The 18,612-nt window shown below is 64.9% G+C and carries 19 protein-coding genes; 8 read left to right on the top strand and 11 right to left on the bottom strand.

Translation table 11 applies throughout. The features are described 5' to 3' along the window. Positions 1–94 precede the first annotated feature (94 nt). Together AC51GR_RS12100 and AC51GR_RS12095 are read right to left on the bottom strand one after the other, a co-directional pair. The gene (locus AC51GR_RS12100; RefSeq protein WP_496324885.1) at positions 95–595 is read right to left on the bottom strand and encodes a nuclear transport factor 2 family protein; all 501 of its coding nucleotides are present in this window, start codon (positions 593–595) and stop codon (positions 95–97) included. A 38-nt stretch (positions 596–633) separates the two neighbouring features. Then, the gene (locus AC51GR_RS12095; protein WP_496324884.1) at positions 634–1,101 is read right to left on the bottom strand and encodes a DUF8021 domain-containing protein; all 468 of its coding nucleotides are present in this window, start codon (positions 1,099–1,101) and stop codon (positions 634–636) included. 157 nt (positions 1,102–1,258) lie between these two features. Here AC51GR_RS12095 and AC51GR_RS12090 point away from each other — a divergent pair, with 157 nt between their 5' ends. From AC51GR_RS12090 to AC51GR_RS12075, 4 genes are all read left to right on the top strand, one after another. After that, positions 1,259–3,241, top strand: coding sequence for a serine/threonine-protein kinase (locus tag AC51GR_RS12090; RefSeq protein WP_496324883.1), 1,983 nt, complete (start codon positions 1,259–1,261; stop codon positions 3,239–3,241). Continuing rightward, positions 3,238–4,053, top strand: coding sequence for a hypothetical protein (locus AC51GR_RS12085; RefSeq protein ID WP_496324882.1), 816 nt, complete (start codon positions 3,238–3,240; stop codon positions 4,051–4,053). The genes AC51GR_RS12090 and AC51GR_RS12085 overlap by 4 nt, the downstream gene beginning before the upstream one ends. 154 nt (positions 4,054–4,207) lie before the next feature. Beyond that, positions 4,208–5,689 carry an LVIVD repeat-containing protein gene (locus AC51GR_RS12080; RefSeq protein WP_496325056.1) on the top strand — a complete coding sequence of 494 codons (1,482 nt, stop codon included), beginning with the start codon at positions 4,208–4,210 and terminating at the stop codon, positions 5,687–5,689. After that, a complete protein-coding gene (locus AC51GR_RS12075) occupies positions 5,686–6,330 on the top strand; it encodes a DUF305 domain-containing protein (protein WP_496324881.1) in 645 nt (214 codons plus the stop codon). Before AC51GR_RS12080 ends, AC51GR_RS12075 begins: the two co-directional genes overlap by 4 nt. 58 nt (positions 6,331–6,388) lie before the next feature. Here AC51GR_RS12075 and AC51GR_RS12070 read toward each other — a convergent pair whose 3' ends face one another. From AC51GR_RS12070 to AC51GR_RS12055, 4 genes are all read right to left on the bottom strand, one after another. Next, positions 6,389–6,544, bottom strand: coding sequence for a hypothetical protein (locus tag AC51GR_RS12070; RefSeq protein ID WP_496324880.1), 156 nt, complete (start codon positions 6,542–6,544; stop codon positions 6,389–6,391). Positions 6,545–6,625: 81 nt separating this feature from the next. After that, complete coding sequence (locus AC51GR_RS12065; protein ID WP_496324879.1) at positions 6,626–7,546, bottom strand: alpha/beta fold hydrolase; 921 nt, start codon at positions 7,544–7,546, stop codon at positions 6,626–6,628. Between the two features lie 67 nt (positions 7,547–7,613). Then, entirely contained in the window at positions 7,614–8,861 is a 1,248-nt protein-coding gene (locus AC51GR_RS12060; RefSeq protein WP_496325055.1) for an MFS transporter, read from the bottom strand. A gap of 125 nt (positions 8,862–8,986) precedes the next feature. Continuing rightward, positions 8,987–10,459, bottom strand: a complete 1,473-nt coding sequence (locus AC51GR_RS12055) for an NCS2 family permease (RefSeq protein ID WP_496324878.1) — start codon at positions 10,457–10,459, stop codon at positions 8,987–8,989. Between the two features lie 243 nt (positions 10,460–10,702). Between AC51GR_RS12055 and AC51GR_RS12050 the strand changes: the two genes are divergently transcribed. Next, positions 10,703–11,446: a HemK2/MTQ2 family protein methyltransferase gene (locus AC51GR_RS12050; protein WP_496324877.1), complete on the top strand. Its 744-nt coding sequence runs from the start codon at positions 10,703–10,705 to the stop codon at positions 11,444–11,446. Continuing rightward, positions 11,443–11,655, top strand: a complete 213-nt coding sequence (locus AC51GR_RS12045; RefSeq protein ID WP_496324876.1) for a CDGSH iron-sulfur domain-containing protein — start codon at positions 11,443–11,445, stop codon at positions 11,653–11,655. The genes AC51GR_RS12050 and AC51GR_RS12045 overlap by 4 nt, the downstream gene beginning before the upstream one ends. A gap of 31 nt (positions 11,656–11,686) precedes the next feature. Here AC51GR_RS12045 and AC51GR_RS12040 read toward each other — a convergent pair whose 3' ends face one another. Both AC51GR_RS12040 and AC51GR_RS12035 read right to left on the bottom strand, forming a co-directional pair. After that, on the bottom strand, positions 11,687–12,697 hold the full coding sequence (locus AC51GR_RS12040; RefSeq protein WP_496324875.1) for an iron-containing redox enzyme family protein: 1,011 nt from the start codon (positions 12,695–12,697) through the stop codon (positions 11,687–11,689). Between the two features lie 71 nt (positions 12,698–12,768). Beyond that, entirely contained in the window at positions 12,769–13,422 is a 654-nt protein-coding gene (locus AC51GR_RS12035) for an NUDIX hydrolase (RefSeq protein ID WP_496324874.1), read from the bottom strand. A 99-nt stretch (positions 13,423–13,521) separates the two neighbouring features. On the opposite strand from AC51GR_RS12035, the gene AC51GR_RS12030 reads away from it, so the two are divergent. Then, positions 13,522–13,989 (top strand): SRPBCC family protein, encoded by a 468-nt coding sequence (locus AC51GR_RS12030; protein WP_496324873.1) that lies wholly within the window; start codon positions 13,522–13,524, stop codon positions 13,987–13,989. Positions 13,990–14,010: 21 nt separating this feature from the next. On the opposite strand, the gene AC51GR_RS12025 is transcribed toward AC51GR_RS12030, so the two are convergent. Further along, positions 14,011–14,181 (bottom strand): hypothetical protein, encoded by a 171-nt coding sequence (locus tag AC51GR_RS12025; RefSeq protein WP_496324872.1) that lies wholly within the window; start codon positions 14,179–14,181, stop codon positions 14,011–14,013. A 90-nt stretch (positions 14,182–14,271) separates the two neighbouring features. Between AC51GR_RS12025 and AC51GR_RS12020 the strand changes: the two genes are divergently transcribed. Further along, a complete protein-coding gene (locus AC51GR_RS12020) occupies positions 14,272–14,949 on the top strand; it encodes a guanylate cyclase (protein ID WP_496325054.1) in 678 nt (225 codons plus the stop codon). Between the two features lie 317 nt (positions 14,950–15,266). Here the strand turns inward: AC51GR_RS12020 and AC51GR_RS12015 are convergent, their stop codons facing one another. Beyond that, positions 15,267–16,322 (bottom strand): PHP domain-containing protein, encoded by a 1,056-nt coding sequence (locus AC51GR_RS12015; protein ID WP_496324871.1) that lies wholly within the window; start codon positions 16,320–16,322, stop codon positions 15,267–15,269. Then, positions 16,319–18,538: an MMPL family transporter gene (locus AC51GR_RS12010; protein ID WP_496324870.1), complete on the bottom strand. Its 2,220-nt coding sequence runs from the start codon at positions 18,536–18,538 to the stop codon at positions 16,319–16,321. Before AC51GR_RS12010 ends, AC51GR_RS12015 begins: the two co-directional genes overlap by 4 nt. Positions 18,539–18,612: the final 74 nt, after the last annotated feature.

Genomic DNA, 18,612 nt, shown 5'->3' with positions numbered 1-18,612 from the left:
CACACCAGTTGTTTTCGGTACCTCTGGGCGTCGTGCCCGCGCGGGCCGCTGTTACCGGCATTGTCGAAATGTGGTGCAGCTAACGCGGGGTTTCTCAGAGATATTTACCGAACTTGATGAGCCATTCAGAAGCCTCTTCGGTGAGGTTTCCCAGCTCCTGCGCCCTATTGCACCAGGCTTTGGCCGCCTGGGCAAACTCTGCGGGGTTGTAGATGTCCTCTTCTTTTGCCCAGAGTCCCTCGCCGCCGTAGGTCAGGATCGTGATGTTGGTGGCCGTGAAGACGCTGCCGTCTCCCGGGTCGCACATCGGGTTGTCGATCTCACAGATCACGCGAGCAGTGTCCGGGTCGACCACGTGCCACAGCGAGATGTATCCGACCATGTGGTTGCCGGGGAAGCGTCCCATGGTCTTGTTCACCCACGCCCGGATCTCCTCACGCCCCTTGAACGTGCCCAGGGCGTGTTCGACGTAGTCGGCGTCCTCGGTGAACTGATCGGCCCAGCGATTCCAGTCCGAGGTGATCGCCACCTCATCATTGACCGCCTTGAACTTGCTGAACTCCGATTCGAGTTCGGCTCTGGTGAACTGCCCCATCTACTCCTCTATCTCTTGTGTCGGACCGACCGGCCGCGTCAGGCCGGGCGGACGGCGATGGTGGCGTCGATACGACGGATCTGACAGTGGTCATCGAAGGCGAATGTCTCGTCGACGGTGGCGACCGCGAGGTTGCGTCCGGCGAAACCGTAGTCGAGGGCGTACACCGTCCGGACCAGATTGCCGTGCTGGGTCCAGATCGCATCCCCGATCCCGGTGATACCGCCGTACTGCAGGTGGGCGGCGAGCTCCGCCTTCATGAATTCGCCGGAGAAACCGGTCTGCAGTCCGTTCTCGAAGCGGATGACGTCCTCGGCCAGCGGCACGTCGTAGGCGAGTGCCGGATCGATGAGTGCGGCGATGTACGCCTGGGCCCCGGCGCGCTGCGCGTCGGCCGTGCAGGTGGTGTTCGCCTGGGTCTCGGCCAGAGCGGCCGCCGGTGTGGTCAGCAGCGACGCCCCGGCCACTGCGGCGCCGACGAGCAACCGGGACCCGACAAATTTCATGGAGTGAGCGTATGTGCTCAATCGGCCGGGCGGGGAAATTATCCGGTGATCGATCAGACGGATTAATAGCTGCTCGAGTCCTGGTGTGCCGTCGGCGGTGCTCGATACCATCAACCGCATCTCGCCGCCGGCGGGTGACGAGAAAGGTCGAGTGGCTATGAGTGTGGCGATCGGGTCTCACATCGGTGGCTATCAGATTCTCGAGCTGATCGGCCGCGGCGGAATGGGCGAGGTGTACAAGGCCCAGCACCCGCGACTCCCGCGCGCCGACGCGATCAAATTGCTCAACAACACCTATGGCAGCGATCCCGACACCCGGGCGCGGTTCGAGCGGGAAGCCGACCTGGTCGCTCCGCTGAGCCACCCCAACCTGGTGAACGTGCTCGATCGCGGCACGCACGATGGCCAGTTGTGGATCGCGATGGAGTTCGTCCCGGGCACTGATGCAGCCCAGATGCTGGCGGGCGGTCCGCTGCACCCCCGTCTGGCGGTGACGATCGTCGCGAAGGTCGCCGAGGGTCTGGACTACGCGCATCGCAAAGGGCTACTCCATCGAGACGTCAAGCCGGGCAACATCCTGATCACACCCGGCACCGATCCGATGAACCCGGATGCGGTGAAACTCACCGATTTCGGGATCGCGCGGATGGCGCAGGAAACCGACAGCAGTCTGACCTCGGTCGGGATGACGGTGGGAACGCTGCGGTACAGCGCCCCCGAACAGGTGGGCGGCGAGGAGATCGACCACCACGCCGACATCTACGCCCTGGGTTGCAGCCTCTACGAACTCCTCACGGCCACAGCGCCGTTCGACGCCCCGACGAGTCAGGGGCTGATGGCTGCCCACATGTTCACCCCGCCGCCGAATCCGGCGGTTGCCAATCCTGCGGTCCCGGCGGCCATGGCTGCGGTGATCGCCCGCGCCATGGCCAAGAAGCCCGCCGACCGATTCGACTCCGGGCGTGAACTCGCCGAGGCCGCGCAAACGGCGTTGCAGGGTGGCGGGGCACAGCAGAGCACACGGACCCAGCACGCCTTTGCGCCGATCCCGGGGACGGTGGCGCCGCCGCCACCGGGTCCGTCCCACGCGAGCCGTCACGGCGCGGTCCCGGCGACAGCCGCAATCACGTATCCGCCGTCGGTCAATCCGGCTCGGCCCCAGTCGAATCCCTACCAGTCGAGTCCCTACCAGTCGTATCCGGGCAATTCCGGTGGGGGCCCGGGATATCAGGGTGGGCCACCGGTCGGTACCCCTTCGTCGCCATTTCACCACCAGGGCACGCCACCGCCGGGAGGGCCTCCGGGTTCGGGTTTCGTCCCGTTTGCCGCCGGACCCGGCGGTCCGGCACGAAGGCCACCATGGTTCCGGCGGGCTGCAGTGATGGCCGGCCCGATCGTGGCCCTGGCCGCTGTTGTCGGAGTTGTGTTGGGACTGTTGGTGTTCGGGGGTGGTGATGCACTTGCCACGCCGGGACGGCCCACCGCCGAAGTCGGTGAGAGCACGGTGGACATCAGCTGGCCCGCCGTCGACAACGCCTCCGAATACATATTGCGCCAAGGGGAAACGATCATCTACGTCGGCAGCGAACCCCGGTATGCGCAGCCGGTACCACTACCCGGCACCTACACGTATTCGGTCTCGGCCCGTTCCGGTGACCGCGACGCCTCACCTTATGGTCCGGCCAGTGGTGACGTCGTGGTGACACAGCGCTGGCACGGAGTCGAGGAGCTGGCGGGCGCGTTTCCGGACATCGTCGGTCCGAGCCCGCTGTCGACCGACACGTTCACCGAGGAGGCGTGCTGGGGTGGCGTCGGCTCGGTCGACACCGATGTCCCCAAAGTCGGCACCATCCTGTGCGGTTCGACGGAGGGTGAATATTCGGTGCGCCTGCGGGAGTTCGAGTCCCAACAGGCCCGGGATGAGTATCTCGACAGCCTCAACCTGCAGACGGCGACGGTCACCACCGAACAGGGCTCCACCGGGTTGCTCTACCAGGGCGATGAGCCCACCAGCGAATGGGCGGGCACGTTGATCTTTGCTTTCGACAACCCCGACCTCGGCGCCTACGACGTGTCGGTCACCGTGGACAGCGGCAAGAACGCCGACGCCGCGGCCGTACTCGACGAGCTCCCGCTGTGAAGCGCTGGGCGTGGCCACTGTTGGTGGTCGGTGCGGTGGTGGCGCTGGTTCTCGCTCTGGCGCTCACCTATTTTGTCCGGGGTGCCGGGGACGTCGCCGAGCCGTCCGGTCTTGCGGCCGCCCAGGAGGGTGGCGTGGTGAAGGTGTCGTGGTCGGCGGATTCCGATGCCGAGTCGTTCTTGCTGAGCCGCGGCGCCGAGGTTGTGTACTCGGGTTCGGATCGCGAGTTCGTCGACGTCTCCGCTCTGGCGCCGGATGGTTCGACGTCGGTCGAGTACTCGGTCCGTGCGGTCGACGACAATGGCCGGGTATCGAAGCCCAGTGCCCCGGCCACCGTCGAGGTCGGCGCAGGGTGGGGTCTGCTCGCACAGCCGGCGGCCGAACTCGTCGAACTGCTTCCTGCTGCTCCGTCGGAGCCGGGCTGGAACGCGATGATGTGTGAGACCAGGTTCGATGCCCTTCCTCCCGAGGAAGGGCCCGACCGTGACGGTTCGGGTGAACCGTTCATCAAGGGCGGCTTCCGGTGTGCGCTCGAGGTCGACGGCACCGAGTACGACCTCTGGACGGATTTCTATGTGAGCCCGGAACAACTCGAGTCGCGGATGACTGAGATCCGAGGGTGGACCGATGTCCGCAGTACCACCTGGCAGGGCGGTCGGGCGGTGGTGGGCGATCCGGTCGGCGACACGAAGTGGATCGGATTGACCGTCGATTCCCACCCCGGCGTCTACATCGAACTCGGGGCGGTGGACACCGGGACCACGGTGGACGAACTCATGGCGTTGGCCAACAGCCTGCCCGTCATCGACTGACGCCGGAATCGGCAAACCCCGCCTTCGGTGGGCCGTCGGGCGGTACTGTCCGCGACAGCACAATGTGGTGCGTCCGGAGGGGGACACTGTGTCGGCGAAATTGGTTCGCGCAGTCAGTCGTGTCGTGGTGACGGTGTCGGTGGTGTTGGCAAGCATGGCTGTGGCCGGTCCGGCGGTGGCCACCGCGCCGCCGGGGTACAACGACCTCACCGATGTCTGGCCGACGGCTGTCGCGCCGGCCTCATGTCGCGAGGGTGACCGGATCGAGACCGGGATTCAGGGCGAAGTCCCGCTCGCCGACCGAAAATCCGGGCGCAGCAGCGAGGGCTACAACTGCAACGTCGACCTGATCGGGCAATATCAGGGTCAGGGCGCCGGCATCGTCAGTGCCACCTATGAGCACTGCTCGTACACCGGATCGACCTTTCCGACGAACTACCTCGGCCCGAACGCGGGCGTGCAGGTCATCGATGCCTCAGATCCCGCTGCACCGGTCCGCAGTGAGGTCCTGACCGAACCGGCGATGGTCGGGGGCACGTGGGAATCGTTGAAGGTCAACAAAGAACGCGGACTCCTCGTCGGTACCGGCGTCGCGATACTCGAAGGCGCGGGCTACATCTCGGTCTATGACATCTCGCAGGACTGTGCTCATCCACGTCTGCTCAACACCGGTACCGGGTCACAGCTGCCGATGCCGATGCCGATCACCACGCACGAGGGAGATTTCTCGCCGGACGGCAACACCTACTGGGCATCCGGTATCGCTCCGGGATACCTCAGTGCCGTCGACCTCACCGATCCGCGGAATCCGATGGTCGTCTGGTCGGGGATAACGGGTATCGAGGCGCACGGCATGGGCTTCTCCCCGGACGGCAACACGCTCTATCTGTCGAATCTGTTGGGTATCACGGTGATCGACGTGTCGGCGGTGCAGAACCGAAAGCCCAGAACGATCGTCGCGCAGCTGATGCCCCACATCGGCGAGAAGCTGTGGGCGGACGGTCAGATCACCCAGCACTCCATCTATGCCAGCTACGACGGTCGCCCCCATGTGTTCAGCGTCGACGAGGGTGGATCCGGTGGGGTGAAACTGTTCGATGCGCGCAACTCGTCAAATCTCAAGCAGCGTAACGCGATCAAGCTCGCGATCAACCTGCCGGAAAACGCGGATCGCTGGGCGCAGAGCACCACGTCGAACGGGGCGTTCGGTTACGACGCGCACTACTGTTCCATCGACCGTCCGGTGGATCCGACCGCGATGGCCTGCGGCTGGATCCAGTCGGGAATCCGGGTGTTCGACATCAGCGACCCCGACCACTTCTCCGAGATCGCCTACTTCAATCCGCCGGCCCAGGTGGGCAAGCATTGGCAGTTGACCAATTCGATGCATGCGTTGCTGGGATCGATTGCCGCTCCGCCCATCATCGGCACGCTCGCCGTTGCCCGGGCGGTGCTGCAGGGGCAGGCGCCGATCGGCGGGATCATCAACGATCAGAGCCGACTGGTCGGCGGAGACCTCTCGGCTGATTGGTGTCTGTCGCCCCCGGAGTTCCACGGTGACCAACTGTGGGTGACGTGCATGGACAATGGGTTCATGACCTTGCAGCTGGATCCCTCGGTGTATCCGCCGCGGTGACCGAGTCCACACTTCGCCACTGGTGGTGGCCCGCGTCGGCCCTGGTGATCACGTTGATCATCGGGCTGGGGATCGGACTGGCCATCAGCCCCGGCGACGACACCGCTGCGGACCAGGCGGCGGCAACCGCCGTCGACATCGGCTTCGCCCAGGACATGTCGGCGCATCACCAGCAGGCCCTCATGATGGCCGACATGCTGTCGGTGGACAGTTCACCCGACGTCCGCGGGCTGGTGAATCAGATCAGGGCCGCCCAATGGCGGGAGATCGGGCAGATGACCGGTTGGCTACAGATCCTCGACGCGCCGTTGCAGAGTGATCAGACGATGAGCTGGATGAATCCGGAAGGCCACGGCCACAGCGGGACTGCGCCGGCGGCGATGCCCGGGACGGCCACCGGCGACGAGCTCACCGCCTTGCACGACGCAACGGGTGTCGAGGCGGAGATCCTGTTCTTGCAGTTGATGATCCGTCATCACCAGGGCGGCGTCGACATGGCGGCCCACGCCGGCCAGGAGGCGGGCGATCCCGCGATCCGGCGGGCCGCAACGGCCATGGTCAAAGAGCAGTCCGAGGAGATCGGTGTGATGACGGTGATGCTCGACCAGCGCGGCGGACAAACCCTGCCGTACCCGACCTAACCGCCGAGCGTGCCGAAATCACCGTCGAGCGTGCCGAAAATCACCACTCATCGCGAGGTCAGGCCGACTCTTTCGGGTTGTCCTCGTCTGCATCGTCGTGGACGGGGTCGAGCGGATCGACTCCGTCGACACCTTCGAGCACGGTCAGTTCCTGCTCTGCGGACGCGATGAACTCCTTGGCTTCTTCCTTGATCTTGCGCACCCAGTCGGACATCGTGTTGCCTCCCTGATCGGTCGAGGTATCTGATCGAGACCCGACAACAGCGTACGTCCCGCAGATCCACGGCGAGTGGCGTCAGGGAATGAGGATCCCGGCCTGCTGATCCCACACGCTCATCAGTTCGGCGAGGATGTCGACGGCCATGCCGAGGCCGCCGAGGTGACTCTCACCGGCCATGGTGACGAGCTTGGCGTCGGGCAGCAAAGCCACCATGTGCTCGCCGTGTGCGTGCGGGATGATGTGGTCGTGATCGCCGTGCCACCACCGCACCGGCCCGGTGATGTCTTTGACGTTGAAGCCCCAATCGCGGGAGAACACAACAACATCGGCGAACGGTGCTTCCATCTGTTTGCGACCGCCGTTGAGGAGGTCGTCGAGGAACATCGCTTTGAACTCGGGACGTTGCAGCAGCTCACGGTCGGCCGCGGGGGAGAGCCGACCGTAGAGTCCGATGGCGGGTTCGGCCACCGGGCGGGCCACGCGGAAAAACGAACTCAGGAGCCGGCCGATCGGCATCCCGAGCGTCGGAAGCAACGGCGCGAGCAGCTTGCCGAACTCCATCGCGCCGCCGCCGATCGCCTCCGGTCCCCGGGTCGGCGCGACCCCGCCGAGGATGCCGGTGACCACCACACGCTCGGGAACGGCTTCGGCGACGCCCAACGCGTACGGGCCACCACCGGACAGCCCGATCACGGCAAAGCGGTCGATGCCCAGGGTGTCGGCGATCGTCGACAAGTCGTCGGCGAACGCATGCACGGACTCATAGCGGTGCGGGGTGGACGATCCGACGCCGGGACGGTCGACACCGATGATCCGGATGTTCTCCCGCTCGGCATATCGCCGGGCTTCGATCGGGATCTGGCGCCGGGCACCTGGGGTGCCGTGCAACCAGAAGACGGCTCGGCCGGTGGCAGATCCGAACTCGGCGATCCCGATGCGTCGATGCGCGCCGACCGCGACGTTGCCCTCGAGTTTGGGCCGTTCGACATCGATCATCCGCCAAGGATGGCACCAGACCCGCGCCGGTGGGAGGCGAATGCCGGCCTGGATGTCCGGCCGTGGTTCAGCTGACGGATTCGGTGGTGGACAGAGTCAGTTTTCCGCGCTGGATCGTGGGGCGCTGATGGGTGACCTTCAGAAGGACGATGGCGCAGACGATGGCCGAGATCGCGCTGATGATGCCGCCGAGGATCAGTGGCATACGTGGGTCGGTGATCTCTGCCAGCCAGCCGAGCAGTGGACTCCCGATGGGTGTTCCGCCGAGGAAGCAGAGCATGTAGATACCCATCACGCGACCGCGCATCTCCGAGTCGACCGACAGTTGCATGATGTTCATGGCGGCCGTGCTGAAGGCGATGTTCGCCACGCCGACCGGTATCAGCATCAAGGCCACCAGGGTGAAGGTGGGCATCAGCCCGACCACCACCTCGAGGATTCCGAAGGCGATCGCGCCGGCAAAGAACTGGCGCAGGCGCGCGGGTTTGGTGCGTCTGGCCGCGACCAGTGCGCCGGCCAGGGTGCCGACCGCCAGCATGGTCGCCAACAGACCGTAACCGCCGGCTGTGCCCTCGAAGGTGTTGGCTGTGAGCAACGACAGCGACAGCGGGAAGTTCAGGCCGAACGTCGAGACCATGAAGATGGTCGCCAGGATCACCATGAGGTGCCGATGTCGGCGGACGTAGCGCACACCGCTGCGGATCGAGCGGTCGGTGACCGCGCGTGCGCCGCGCACGAGTTCGCTGCTGCGCATCGCCATGAGTGCGGCCAGAACAGCCGCTGAACTGGCGGCGTTGATCAGGAACACCGGTCCGGTGTCGATGAGCATGATCAGCAGGCCGGCCAGCGCGGGGCCGATGATGCGGGCGGTGTTGAACGTCAGCGAGTTCAGTGCGACCGCGTTGGGCAGCTGTTCGGGGCCGACCATCTCGATCGTGAACGATTGCCGGATCGGGGCGTCCATCGCGGAGATGCACCCCAGTGCGAACGACAGCAGGTAGACGATGGGCAGAGTCGCGGCACCGCTGACGTCGATCACGCCGAGGATCAGCGCGCACAGCGCCATCGCGACCTGGGTTCCGATGAGAAGCCTGCGCTTGTCGAACCGGTCGGCGAGTGCACCGGCGGGCAGCGACAGAACGGCGGTGGGGCCGAACTGCAGCGCCATCACGATGCCGACGGCCACCCCGCTGCCACCGGAGAGTTCGAGGACCAGCCAGTCCTGGGCGATGCGCTGCATCCAGGTGCCGGTCAGGGAAACGACCTGCCCGCCGGCCCAGAGCCGATAATTCCGGACGCCGAGCGAGGAGAACATCACCGGGAGCGTTCGCGAACGCCCCGGCTTCATCTCTCGTCTCTCATCCACCACACCACATTAGTTGCACACAGCCAACTAAATAAAAACCTCGTTGATCGCAAGCCGGTCGCCCGGCAGACGGCTCAGCCGATCAGGTTCTCGATCGGCTCTTTCGCAAAGTAGAGGACGAAGATCGCGGCCACGAACCAGAGCAGCGGATGGATCGTGCGGACCTTGCCGCGAGCGGTGGCCAGCACCACCCAGGAGATGAAACCGACGCCGATGCCATTGGCGATCGAGTAGGTGAACGGCATGACCACAATCGTCAGGAAGCAGGGGAGTGCGTACTCGAATCGGGTCAGGTCGATGTCGCGCACCTGCGAGATCATCATCGCGCCGACCACCACCAGGGCGGGGGCGGCGGCTTCGAGCGGGACCATCGAGTACAGCGGCGTGAAGAACATGGCGACCAGGAACAGCACACCGGTGACCACGTTGGCCAATCCGGTGCGGGCACCCTCGGCGATACCGGAGGCGGATTCGACGAACACCGTGTTGGACGAGGCCGACCCCACACCGCCGGCGATGGCGCCGGTGCCCTCGACGACCAGCGCCTTGCCGATGTCGGGCAGGTTGCCGTCCTTGTCGGCCAGGTCGGCCTCCTTGCCGAGGCCGGTCATCGTCCCCATGGCGTCGAAGAAGTTCGACAGGACCAACGCGAACACCAGGACGGAGGCGGACAGCACGCCGATACGGGTGAAGGCACCGAACAGATCGACGTCGCCGACGAGGCTCAGGTTGGGCACGTCACCGATGGAACTGGGGATCTCCGGGATGTTGAGACTCCAACCCTTGGGGTCTGTCGCCGTCGAGTCGAGATCGGCGATCTGCTCGACGATCATCGCCAGAATGGTGGTGACGACGATCCCGATGAGCAGGCCACCGCGGACCTTGCGGACCACCAGGACCCCCATCAGCAGGATGCCGAAGACGAACAGCAGGGCCGGCCAGGTCGCGACCGAGTTGTTGATACCCAGGCTGACCGGGACCGTGGTGCCGGCAGCGTCGGGGATGCGCTGCACGAATCCGGCGTCGACGAACCCGATGAAGGCGATGAACGCGCCGATGCCGGCTGCGATGGCTGCCTTGAGTTCGCCGGGGATCGCCCGGAACACCGCACTGCGGAAACCGGACACCGCCAGCAGGACGATGATGATGCCGTCGACGACCACCAGACCCATGGCCTCGGGCCAGGTGACCTGCGGGGCGATGGACACGGCGAGCAGGCTGTTGATGCCCAGGCCGGCCGCGATCGCGAACGGATAATTGGCGACGAGTCCGAAGACGATCGACATGATGCCGGCAACCAGAGCTGTGACAGCGGCCACCTGCGCCAGCGGGAGCACGTTGCCCAAGACGTCCGCATTTCGCGAATTGCCCGGCACGCCGCCGATGATGATCGGGTTCAGCACCACGATGTATGCCATCGTGAAGAAGGTCACCAGGCCGCCACGGATCTCGCGGGAGAGGGTCGAATTGCGTTGGCTGATCTTGAAATACCGGTCGATCGCCGACACCGGTTCTTTCTGTTCGGTGTCGCTGCTCTCGATTGCCATCCCTCGTGCCCATCCCGGTTGACCGACGGTGGTCGAACCGATTCGTTCGAGATCGTACAAAGGATGCGTTCTACGACACAAACCGCTGTGCCAGCGGTTTCGCTGCCGACTGATGCCGCCGTGGGCGGGGTGGGCAGTGTTGGTGTTTATAAGAGGCAACGACAGGGAATCACCACGAGTAAGACCCACCGCGTGAGCCGCGGTGCCGGTCGACCAACCGCAGATCGACGAGGAGCCCGAATAATGGTCGCAGCCCAGCCACTGCCGACAGTTCGTACCGATTACACCAGCGATCCGGCGATCGACGCGACCACGGTCTACGACCGCATCCGGGTGCCCGCCGGAGTCTACGCACCTCAGGATGATTCGAAACTGCTGTTGACGGCGATGGCCGAACGGGACCTCGTAGCAGGGCGACGGGTGTTGGATCTCTGTTCGGGCAGCGGTGTGCTGGCCATCGGAGCTGCCGTCTTCGGTGCCGGTGAGGTTGCGGCGTATGACATCTCTGCTCCCGCCATCGCCTGCGCCCTCGACAACGCAGCGGCCTTCGGTGTTCAGATCGACGCGCGCCAGGGATCGCTACCGGAGGCGCTGGCGCATGGACCGTACGACGTGGTCGTCTCCAACCCGCCCTATGTGCCCGACAGCACCGCGCTGCCGGGCAAAGTCGGCCTGACCCGCGCCTGGCATGGCGGCCGGGACGGTCGATCGTTGCTCGACCCGCTGTGCATCGTCGCCCCGGAGTTGTTGACCGACAACGGAACACTGTTGCTGGTGCAGTCCGAGTTCGCCGATGTGGAACGCTCGGTGACGATGTTGGCCGCCGGTGGGCTGCAGGCCCGGGTGGTCGAACGTCTGCAGATCCCGTTCGGGCCGGTGATGAACACCAACGCGCCGTGGCTCGAAGCGGTCGGAATGCTGGAGCCGGGTCGACGTTTCGAAGAACTCTGCGTCATTCGTGCGGACAAACCGGGCCCGGACGCATGACGGATCCGTCCTCCGACCGGCGGGTGGTCCGGGTCGTGGCCGGCGGTCCGCTGATGGTGGAGGGACCGGTCAGCATCGAGATGCCCGATGGGCGGGTGGTCGATTCGGACCGGTTCATGGTCGCCATCTGTGCGTGCAAACGCAGCAAGAACTTCCCGTTGTGCGACACCAGTCACCGACGGAAAAGCTCAGCGAACAAAGCGGGTTGAGGTCTCGCTCCTCAACCCGCTCCATCCGTGTTCAGCTGGATGGGTTGAGGAGCGAGGTTCGGCCGTCGGTCCAGCAGGTCATCAGATGATCGGCGAACTTGTCCTCCAAGTGGAGAAACGCCTTCACACCGAATGCGACGTCGGCTTCGATCTCGGGCTCGCGGGTCAGTAGATCGCCGATCACGTCGTGGCGGACCACCTGTTCGTGCATGGCGTCGGCTTCGACATGTTCGCGATAGAACTGCACGCAGGCGTCAGGGGCGTCAAGGCGCTCGAGTGCGTGTACCAGTCGCTGCGACCCCGGTGGGGATGTGATCTCGGTGGCCGCGAAGTGCCCGACCGTGGCGCCCCGCCGGTTGCGGTGCAGCCCGAACATCGACATCACGTTCACCAGGGCCAGGGTCTCGCCCGGAACGTCTTCGAGATAGGCGAGGTAGTCCGAGCTCAGATCGGCGGCGTCGAGCAGATCCGCGAACAGCTTCTGGTGCACGTGGTTCCCGTGACCACCGCCGTACTCGTCGAACTCGATGGCCACGAACGACGCCTTGGCCTGGCCGGTGAGACGCGGGATCGCGAACGCGTGTGGGTCGGCTTCCTTGAGGTGATAGATCGAACGGTGGATGAAGTACTCCCGCATCTGTTCCCAGGTGCCCTGTTCCTTCAGGAACCACGACGGGCCGCTGCCGTGGGCGGGTTCGGTCAGTAGGGAGCCGATCGCATCACGGGCACTGCCGGCCAGATCGATGTCGGCGACGAGAGCACTGGTGAAGTGGCGCTCGAGTTCGGCCCGGAGTCGCAGCAGGTCCGGATTCCATTCCCAGTCGTCGTCGACATCTGTGAATCCGCGGTAGTGCAGCTCGTAGCAGACGTACAGGGCCAACTGCAGGTCCTGGCCGTAGGGGTCGGCCTCGCGGAGGTCGACCGACAAGCCGCTGCCCGTCGATGACGAGGCCGGACCGGACAGGGCAGAGAAGATCGTCGACGACAACGGACCGCTTGCTCGGGGCAGGGTCCGCGCGATGGAAGCCACAGATGTAGTCACTCGGTACTCCTACCCGCCGATGGGACGTCGGAAACCTGATCGGCACAGGTGAGACCATTGTCTCCCGCTTCTCAGCGCCACGCGAACACCGGCTGCTCGAGCTGGTCGACGCGGGTGTCGCGGCCGCCGAGGACGACCTCGGCGAACTGGTACATCACCGCGCCGGTCGGGGCGTGGATCAGCGAGCCGACCAGTGGCATCTGGACCACCGGGCGCTGCGATTCCGGGATGCTGATGAACCGCGGCTTCACCTGCAGGTCGTTCATCGGGATGAAGAACAGGTGGGCGACCTCACCGGGGTTCGGCGTGGTTTCCCGATCGGGTCCGGCCCAGCAGACGATGGGGGTGATGACGTATCCGGACCTGGTCACATAGTCGTCGAGCCGGCCGAGCACATCCGCGCGATCAACTTCCACACCCAGTTCTTCGTGCAGTTCGCGGAGCGCGGCGGTGGCGTAGTCCTCCCCGGGGTCGATCCGGCCTCCGGGCAGGGCGAACTGGCCCGGATGTTCCCGCATCTTCGACGGACGCTTGGTGAGCCAGATGCCGTACTCGCCGTCGCGACTGGTCACCGCGAGCACCACGGCGGCTGCCCGGGATCCGTCGAGTTCGGCAGAGGTGTGGTCGAAGTTCTCCAACGCGGCGACGATGTGGGCGCGGACCGCACCGGGATCGTCGGTCTCCCAGAATCTCGGACCCGGCGCCTGGGCTGTTTCACCATCCATGTTCCCTACTGTGCCGCATCGGCGAGGGGCCGGGGGAGGGCGAGGTGGGAAAGCCCGCGATGTCGTTGACGTGAGGCCGGATCGGAGTAGTTTGGCGGCATGGCTGATGCTGCTGTGTCGACAATTGATGTGGGTCCCCGCAAGGTCGCTCGCCAGGTTGTGGTGAATGCGCCTGCGGCCGAGGTTTTTGCGCTCGTCGCCGATCCGCACCGGCATCCCGAACTCGACGGGTCGGGCACGGTGCGCGACACTGCCGTCAAAGGGCCGGACAAGCTCAGTGAGGGCGCACGATTCAGCGTTGGGATGAAGCAGTACGGAGTCCCGTACAAGATCACGTCGCGAGTGACCGCGTTCGAGAACGACAGACTGGTCGAATGGCAGCATCCGCTCGGTCACCGCTGGCGTTGGGAATTGCAGCAGACGTCGCCGACCACCACCAAGGTCACCGAGACCTTCGACTACTCGACCGCCAAGTCGCCGAAGATGCTCGAGATCATGGGCTTCGACAAGAAGAACGGCGACGGGATCAGCGCGACGCTGCGGGCTTTGGCTGCGCGGTTCGCCTGAGTCGAACCGCCCGGGCGAGCGTTACGCGGACTCGTCGGACGCCGCGGCTTCCTCGTATCTTTTGTGGAGCCGGGCCCGGATGTCGTCGGGTGTATAGGAGTTCCGCTGGCGGACATCCCGTCCGACCAGCACCCCACCGGCGGCCACTCCGACAACGCCTGCGAGCCCGAGCCATTTCCACGCACTGTGCACCCGTCGAACAATAGCCGTCGAGTGATCGTCGCGCCGGTGATCGCTGCGGCGTTTAGTCTTTCGGGTGTGCATCCGAACAGGACCGAGGCGATTTCCCTCGACAAGGCGCTCGAGTCCACCCGTACCGGGGACGTATGGCTGTTCCGTGGGAAGTCCGGGCCCGACCGTGCGATTCAGGCGCTGACCAACAGTCCGGTGAACCATGTGGCGATGGCTGTTGTGCTCGACGACCTGCCGCCGTTGATGTGGCATGCCGAGCTCGGCAACAAGCTGACGGATATGTGGACGGGGACAAATCATCGCGGTGTCCAGCTCAACGACGCTCGGGAGGCGGCGTTGCAGTGGATGGACAAATACGGTCAGCGCTGCTGGATCCGTCAGATCACGCCGTATGCAGGTCGGGAACAGGAAGACCTGCTGCTGAAGGTGATCGCGCGCATGGACGGGACCGCATTTCCGACCACCGCCAGGTTGGCCGGACGGTGGTTCAAGGGTCGGGTTCCCACGGCCGCCGACCTCACCAGGGGTGTACCGGTCCTCGACAAAAAGGTGCGTAACCGGATCGACAAACGCAGGGAATCCGACGACAAGACCGGGCTCGAGACTGCCTATTGTGCAGAGGTCGTCGCGATGACCTATGAGGCGATGGGACTGCTCGAGACCCATAAACGCTCGAACTGGTTTGACCCGGGCCGGTTCTGGAGCGGCGACACGTTGCCGATGGCCCCGGGATATGCGCTCGGCGCAGAGATCGCCGTCGAAAGGTAGATGGTCGGCAGATAATGCCGTTGAGCGTGCTTCGTCGGACTCGAATGCTCCCCTGAAGGGCTCACCCGGTGGTGGACGAAGCACGCTCGGTGGCGTCAATCTGGCTGATTCGCAACCAGGACTGTCGTCTGTGGGTCGGGGGCGAGGACGACGAGAATCAAGCGTGCGCAATCCACCCCGTCTGCGTCGGCATCGAACTTCCGCTCCCGCAGGGTTTTCATTCTGACACAGAAGATCAAATATAGCGGCATTTTCCACATAAACGACAAACGAAATTCTCGAGTCGACGAGATGAAATCGCCGACCTGTCGAAGGACTCAGGACCGTGAGCCGCCCGACCATTCCAGTAGGCGCGGCAAAGTCCACGTGGTGACGATGCGGTCCGGTTCGATTCCCAGGCGTTCCGCGCGCTCGCAGCCCAGCGACTTGAAGTCGAGCTGGCCCGGCGCGTGGGCGTCGGAATCGATGGCGAACAGGCAGCCGAGATCCATGGCGATCCGGATGAGTTCGTCAGGAGGGTCGACACGTTCGGGCCGTGAGTTGATCTCGACCGCGGTTCCCGACTCGGCACAGGCCTCGAATACCTTGTGGGCGTCGAACTTTGACTGTGCCCGTTTACCGCGGCCGCCGGTCACCAGGCGACCGGTGCAATGCCCGAGCACGTTCACGTACGGATTGCGGGCGGCGGCCACCATCCGCCGGGTCATCGGTCCGGCATCCATTGCCAGTTTGGAGTGCACCGAGGCCGTGACGATGTCGAGCTGGCTCAGCATGGCTTCGGTCTGGTCCAGCGAGCCGTCGTCGAGGATGTCGACCTCGATGCCGCGCAGCAGCCGGAACCGGTCACCCAGGGCGTTGTTCATCTTGTCCACGACACCGATCTGTTCGGTCAGTCGCTCGGCGGACAGTCCGTTGGCCACGGTGAGCCGAGGGGAGTGGTCGGTCAGGGCCAGCCAGCTGTGATCGAGTTCCATCGCGGCCAGGACCACCTCGTCGATGGGCGATCCGCCGTCACTCCAATCGGAGTGGCAGTGCAGATCGCCGCGGGCGGCCGCGTAGAGATCGCCGCCGCCGGATGCCAGTGGTGCGTCGGCCTTTTGCTGCAAGGTGTTCAGATAGTCGGGTAGTTTGCCGTCCACTGCCTGGGTGATCACCGCAGCAGTCGATTTCCCGATGCCGGGCAGGTCCGTCAATACGCCGCTCGTGGCCCGCTGGTGCAACTCGTCCGGGGGCGTTTTCTGGACAACCTTGAGCGCCTTGCGAAATGCCTCGACCCGGTAGGTGCCCTCGCGGGCCCGTTCGAGCAGGAACGCGATGCGGCGCAATGCCTCTGCGGCACCGACCGGTGCACTCAGTGGCTCGACAGATCTCACTGGGAGAGTTTATCGCCGACTTTCGCGCTCTGGTCGGGCGTCGGCTCGTCTTCGTCCCGGTGCATCCCGTCGACTCGTGGAATCCACTCGAGCCAGCTGGGGAACCACCAGTTGGCCTTGCCCAGGATCTCCATCGTCGCGGGCACCAGCAGCAGTCGGACGATACTGGCGTCGATGAGCACTGCGACGGCCAGACCCACGCCCAAGATCTTCAGGCTGCGGTCGGGCAGGAATGCCAGCGAACTGAACACGCAGATCATGATCAATGCCGCGCAGGTGATCACCCGGGCCGTGCTCGCGAGTCCTTCGGCGACCGACGTGGTGGCGTTGCCGGTGCGTTCGTAGCGTTCCTTGATTCGTGAGACCAGGAAGACCTCGTAGTCCATGGCGAGTCCGATCGCGGTGACGAACAGCAGCATCGGAACCCAGCTGTCGATCGGACCGGCGCGTCCGACGCCGAATATCTCTGCGCCCCAACCCCATTGGAAGATGGCGACGATCACGCCGTAGGCTGCGCCGAGGGACAGGACGTTGACGATCACCGCTTTGATCGGGATGACGATCGACCGGAACGCCAGTACCAGCAGGATGAATGCCGCCGCCAGCACGGCCGCGATGGTCCAGGGGAGCAGGTCCAGGGTGACCTCGGCGTAGTCGATGGATCCCGCGCTCTGTCCGGTGATCTGGACGTTGACGTCGGAATCGGATCCGAGGGTGTTGGGGATTATCTCGTCACGCAGGCGGTCCACCAGCTCTGTGGTGGCCTCGTCCTGTGGGCCGGTGGCCGGGTTCAGCGAGATGATCGAGATGTCTTTTCCGTCGGCTTGACCAACCGGAAATGCCTGGTCCACTCCGTTTTCCGCAACCCCCGGATCGGCGGCGATCGCGGTGCGCAGGGCTTCGAGTTCGGACTGCGGGTTCGTGCCGGCCGGGTAGTCGGCGACCACGATCAGCGGTCCGTTGGCACCCACCCCGAAGCCTTCCGTGACGTAGTCGTAGGCGACGCGGGTGGTGGCGCTGGTGGGCCGGTTGCCGGCGTCGGAGAATCCGAGCCGTAGTTGGAACGCCGGGATCGACAGGACGATCAGGATGAGCAACGCGACCGAGACGCCGACCCACGGGGTCGCCTGGATGCGGGCGCTCCACCGCTTCGCCCACACGCCTTCGAGCGCCTTGTCGGGGTCTTTGCCCTTCCGTTTGCGGAGCCAGTGCAACGAAAGCCGATTGATGCGCATGCCGATGACGGCGAGCAGTGCGGGTAGTAGCGACACCGAGGCGATCAGGGTACCGAGCACGCCGGCGATGGCGGCGAAGGTCAGAGCCGGTCCGATGTCACCACCGGAGATGAGGATGCCGCACATCGCGATGATCACGGTGCCGCCTGCGAACAGCACCGACCGGCCGGCACGCAGCATGGCGATCGTCACGGCGGCGTTGACATCCAGTCCGTCGTGGAGGCCGGATCGGAAGCGGGTGACGATGAGCAGCGCGTAGTCGATACCGACGCCGATACCGATGATCAGTGTCAGCGAGATGGCGAAGTTCGGGACATCCATGAAGTTCTGTGCCAGGACCAGGACGGATGCGCCGACGCCGACGCCGAACAGTGCCGACAGGATCGGAAGTCCTGCTGCGACAACAGATCCGAACGCGATCAACAAGATGATGAGAGCAAGGAAGACGCCCACTGCTTCTGCGGTGCCGCTCGGTGGGACGTCGTCGAAGCGTGGATCGCTGAATTCGACGTCGACACCGGCTATTTGGTTGTCGTCCGCGATCGCCTTGATGTCGTCGATCCGGTCCTGGACCTCCGAGTCGGTTCCGGTGCCCACATCAAGTGGGGCCACTGCGATCCGGTCGTCAGCCGAGATCTGTGACTGCGGGCTATAGGGGTCGGTGACACTGACCTCGGGGGAACTGGCGGTGATCTCGTCCACCAATGCGGAGACCGCGGCCTCGACCTCCGGGTTTCGCACCCCGCCGTCGGCGTCGGGTGCGGCGATGACTATCTGTGTCGCGTTTGCCTGTTTCTCCTGGCCGGCTTGCTCCAGAAGCTCAGAGGCCCGGCCGGATTCGGTGCGGTCGTCCGAGGTGAAGGATGTGATGGTGGGTCCGGCCCACATCGCTGCGGCGAAAAGCGCGCCGATCAGGACCACCACCCAACTCCCGATGATCAGCCAGCGGTGGCGAATGATGTAGGCGGTATAACGGTCCATGGCGGCCTCCGGGGCTGCGGCAGATGGGACGGTTCACATCGACGTTCTCCATCCTGAACCCAATTGGAGCGTCG

Source organism: Williamsia sp. z71 (genome assembly GCF_059553375.1).
This window is presented reverse-complemented; position numbering and strand designations above follow the sequence as displayed.

Coding starts and splice junctions, on each gene's coding strand:
- AC51GR_RS12100 (WP_496324885.1), bottom strand. CDS start 595: ATGGGGCAGTTCACCAGAGCCGAACTCGAATCGGAGTTCAGCAAGTTC.
- AC51GR_RS12095 (WP_496324884.1), bottom strand. CDS start 1,101: ATGAAATTTGTCGGGTCCCGGTTGCTCGTCGGCGCCGCAGTGGCCGGG.
- AC51GR_RS12090 (WP_496324883.1), top strand. CDS start 1,259: ATGAGTGTGGCGATCGGGTCTCACATCGGTGGCTATCAGATTCTCGAG.
- AC51GR_RS12080 (WP_496325056.1), top strand. CDS start 4,208: ATGGCTGTGGCCGGTCCGGCGGTGGCCACCGCGCCGCCGGGGTACAAC.
- AC51GR_RS12070 (WP_496324880.1), bottom strand. CDS start 6,544: ATGTCCGACTGGGTGCGCAAGATCAAGGAAGAAGCCAAGGAGTTCATC.
- AC51GR_RS12065 (WP_496324879.1), bottom strand. CDS start 7,546: ATGATCGATGTCGAACGGCCCAAACTCGAGGGCAACGTCGCGGTCGGC.
- AC51GR_RS12060 (WP_496325055.1), bottom strand. CDS start 8,861: ATGTTCTCCTCGCTCGGCGTCCGGAATTATCGGCTCTGGGCCGGCGGG.
- AC51GR_RS12055 (WP_496324878.1), bottom strand. CDS start 10,459: ATGGCAATCGAGAGCAGCGACACCGAACAGAAAGAACCGGTGTCGGCG.
- AC51GR_RS12050 (WP_496324877.1), top strand. CDS start 10,703: ATGGTCGCAGCCCAGCCACTGCCGACAGTTCGTACCGATTACACCAGC.
- AC51GR_RS12045 (WP_496324876.1), top strand. CDS start 11,443: ATGACGGATCCGTCCTCCGACCGGCGGGTGGTCCGGGTCGTGGCCGGC.
- AC51GR_RS12035 (WP_496324874.1), bottom strand. CDS start 13,422: ATGGATGGTGAAACAGCCCAGGCGCCGGGTCCGAGATTCTGGGAGACC.
- AC51GR_RS12030 (WP_496324873.1), top strand. CDS start 13,522: ATGGCTGATGCTGCTGTGTCGACAATTGATGTGGGTCCCCGCAAGGTC.
- AC51GR_RS12010 (WP_496324870.1), bottom strand. CDS start 18,538: ATGGACCGTTATACCGCCTACATCATTCGCCACCGCTGGCTGATCATC.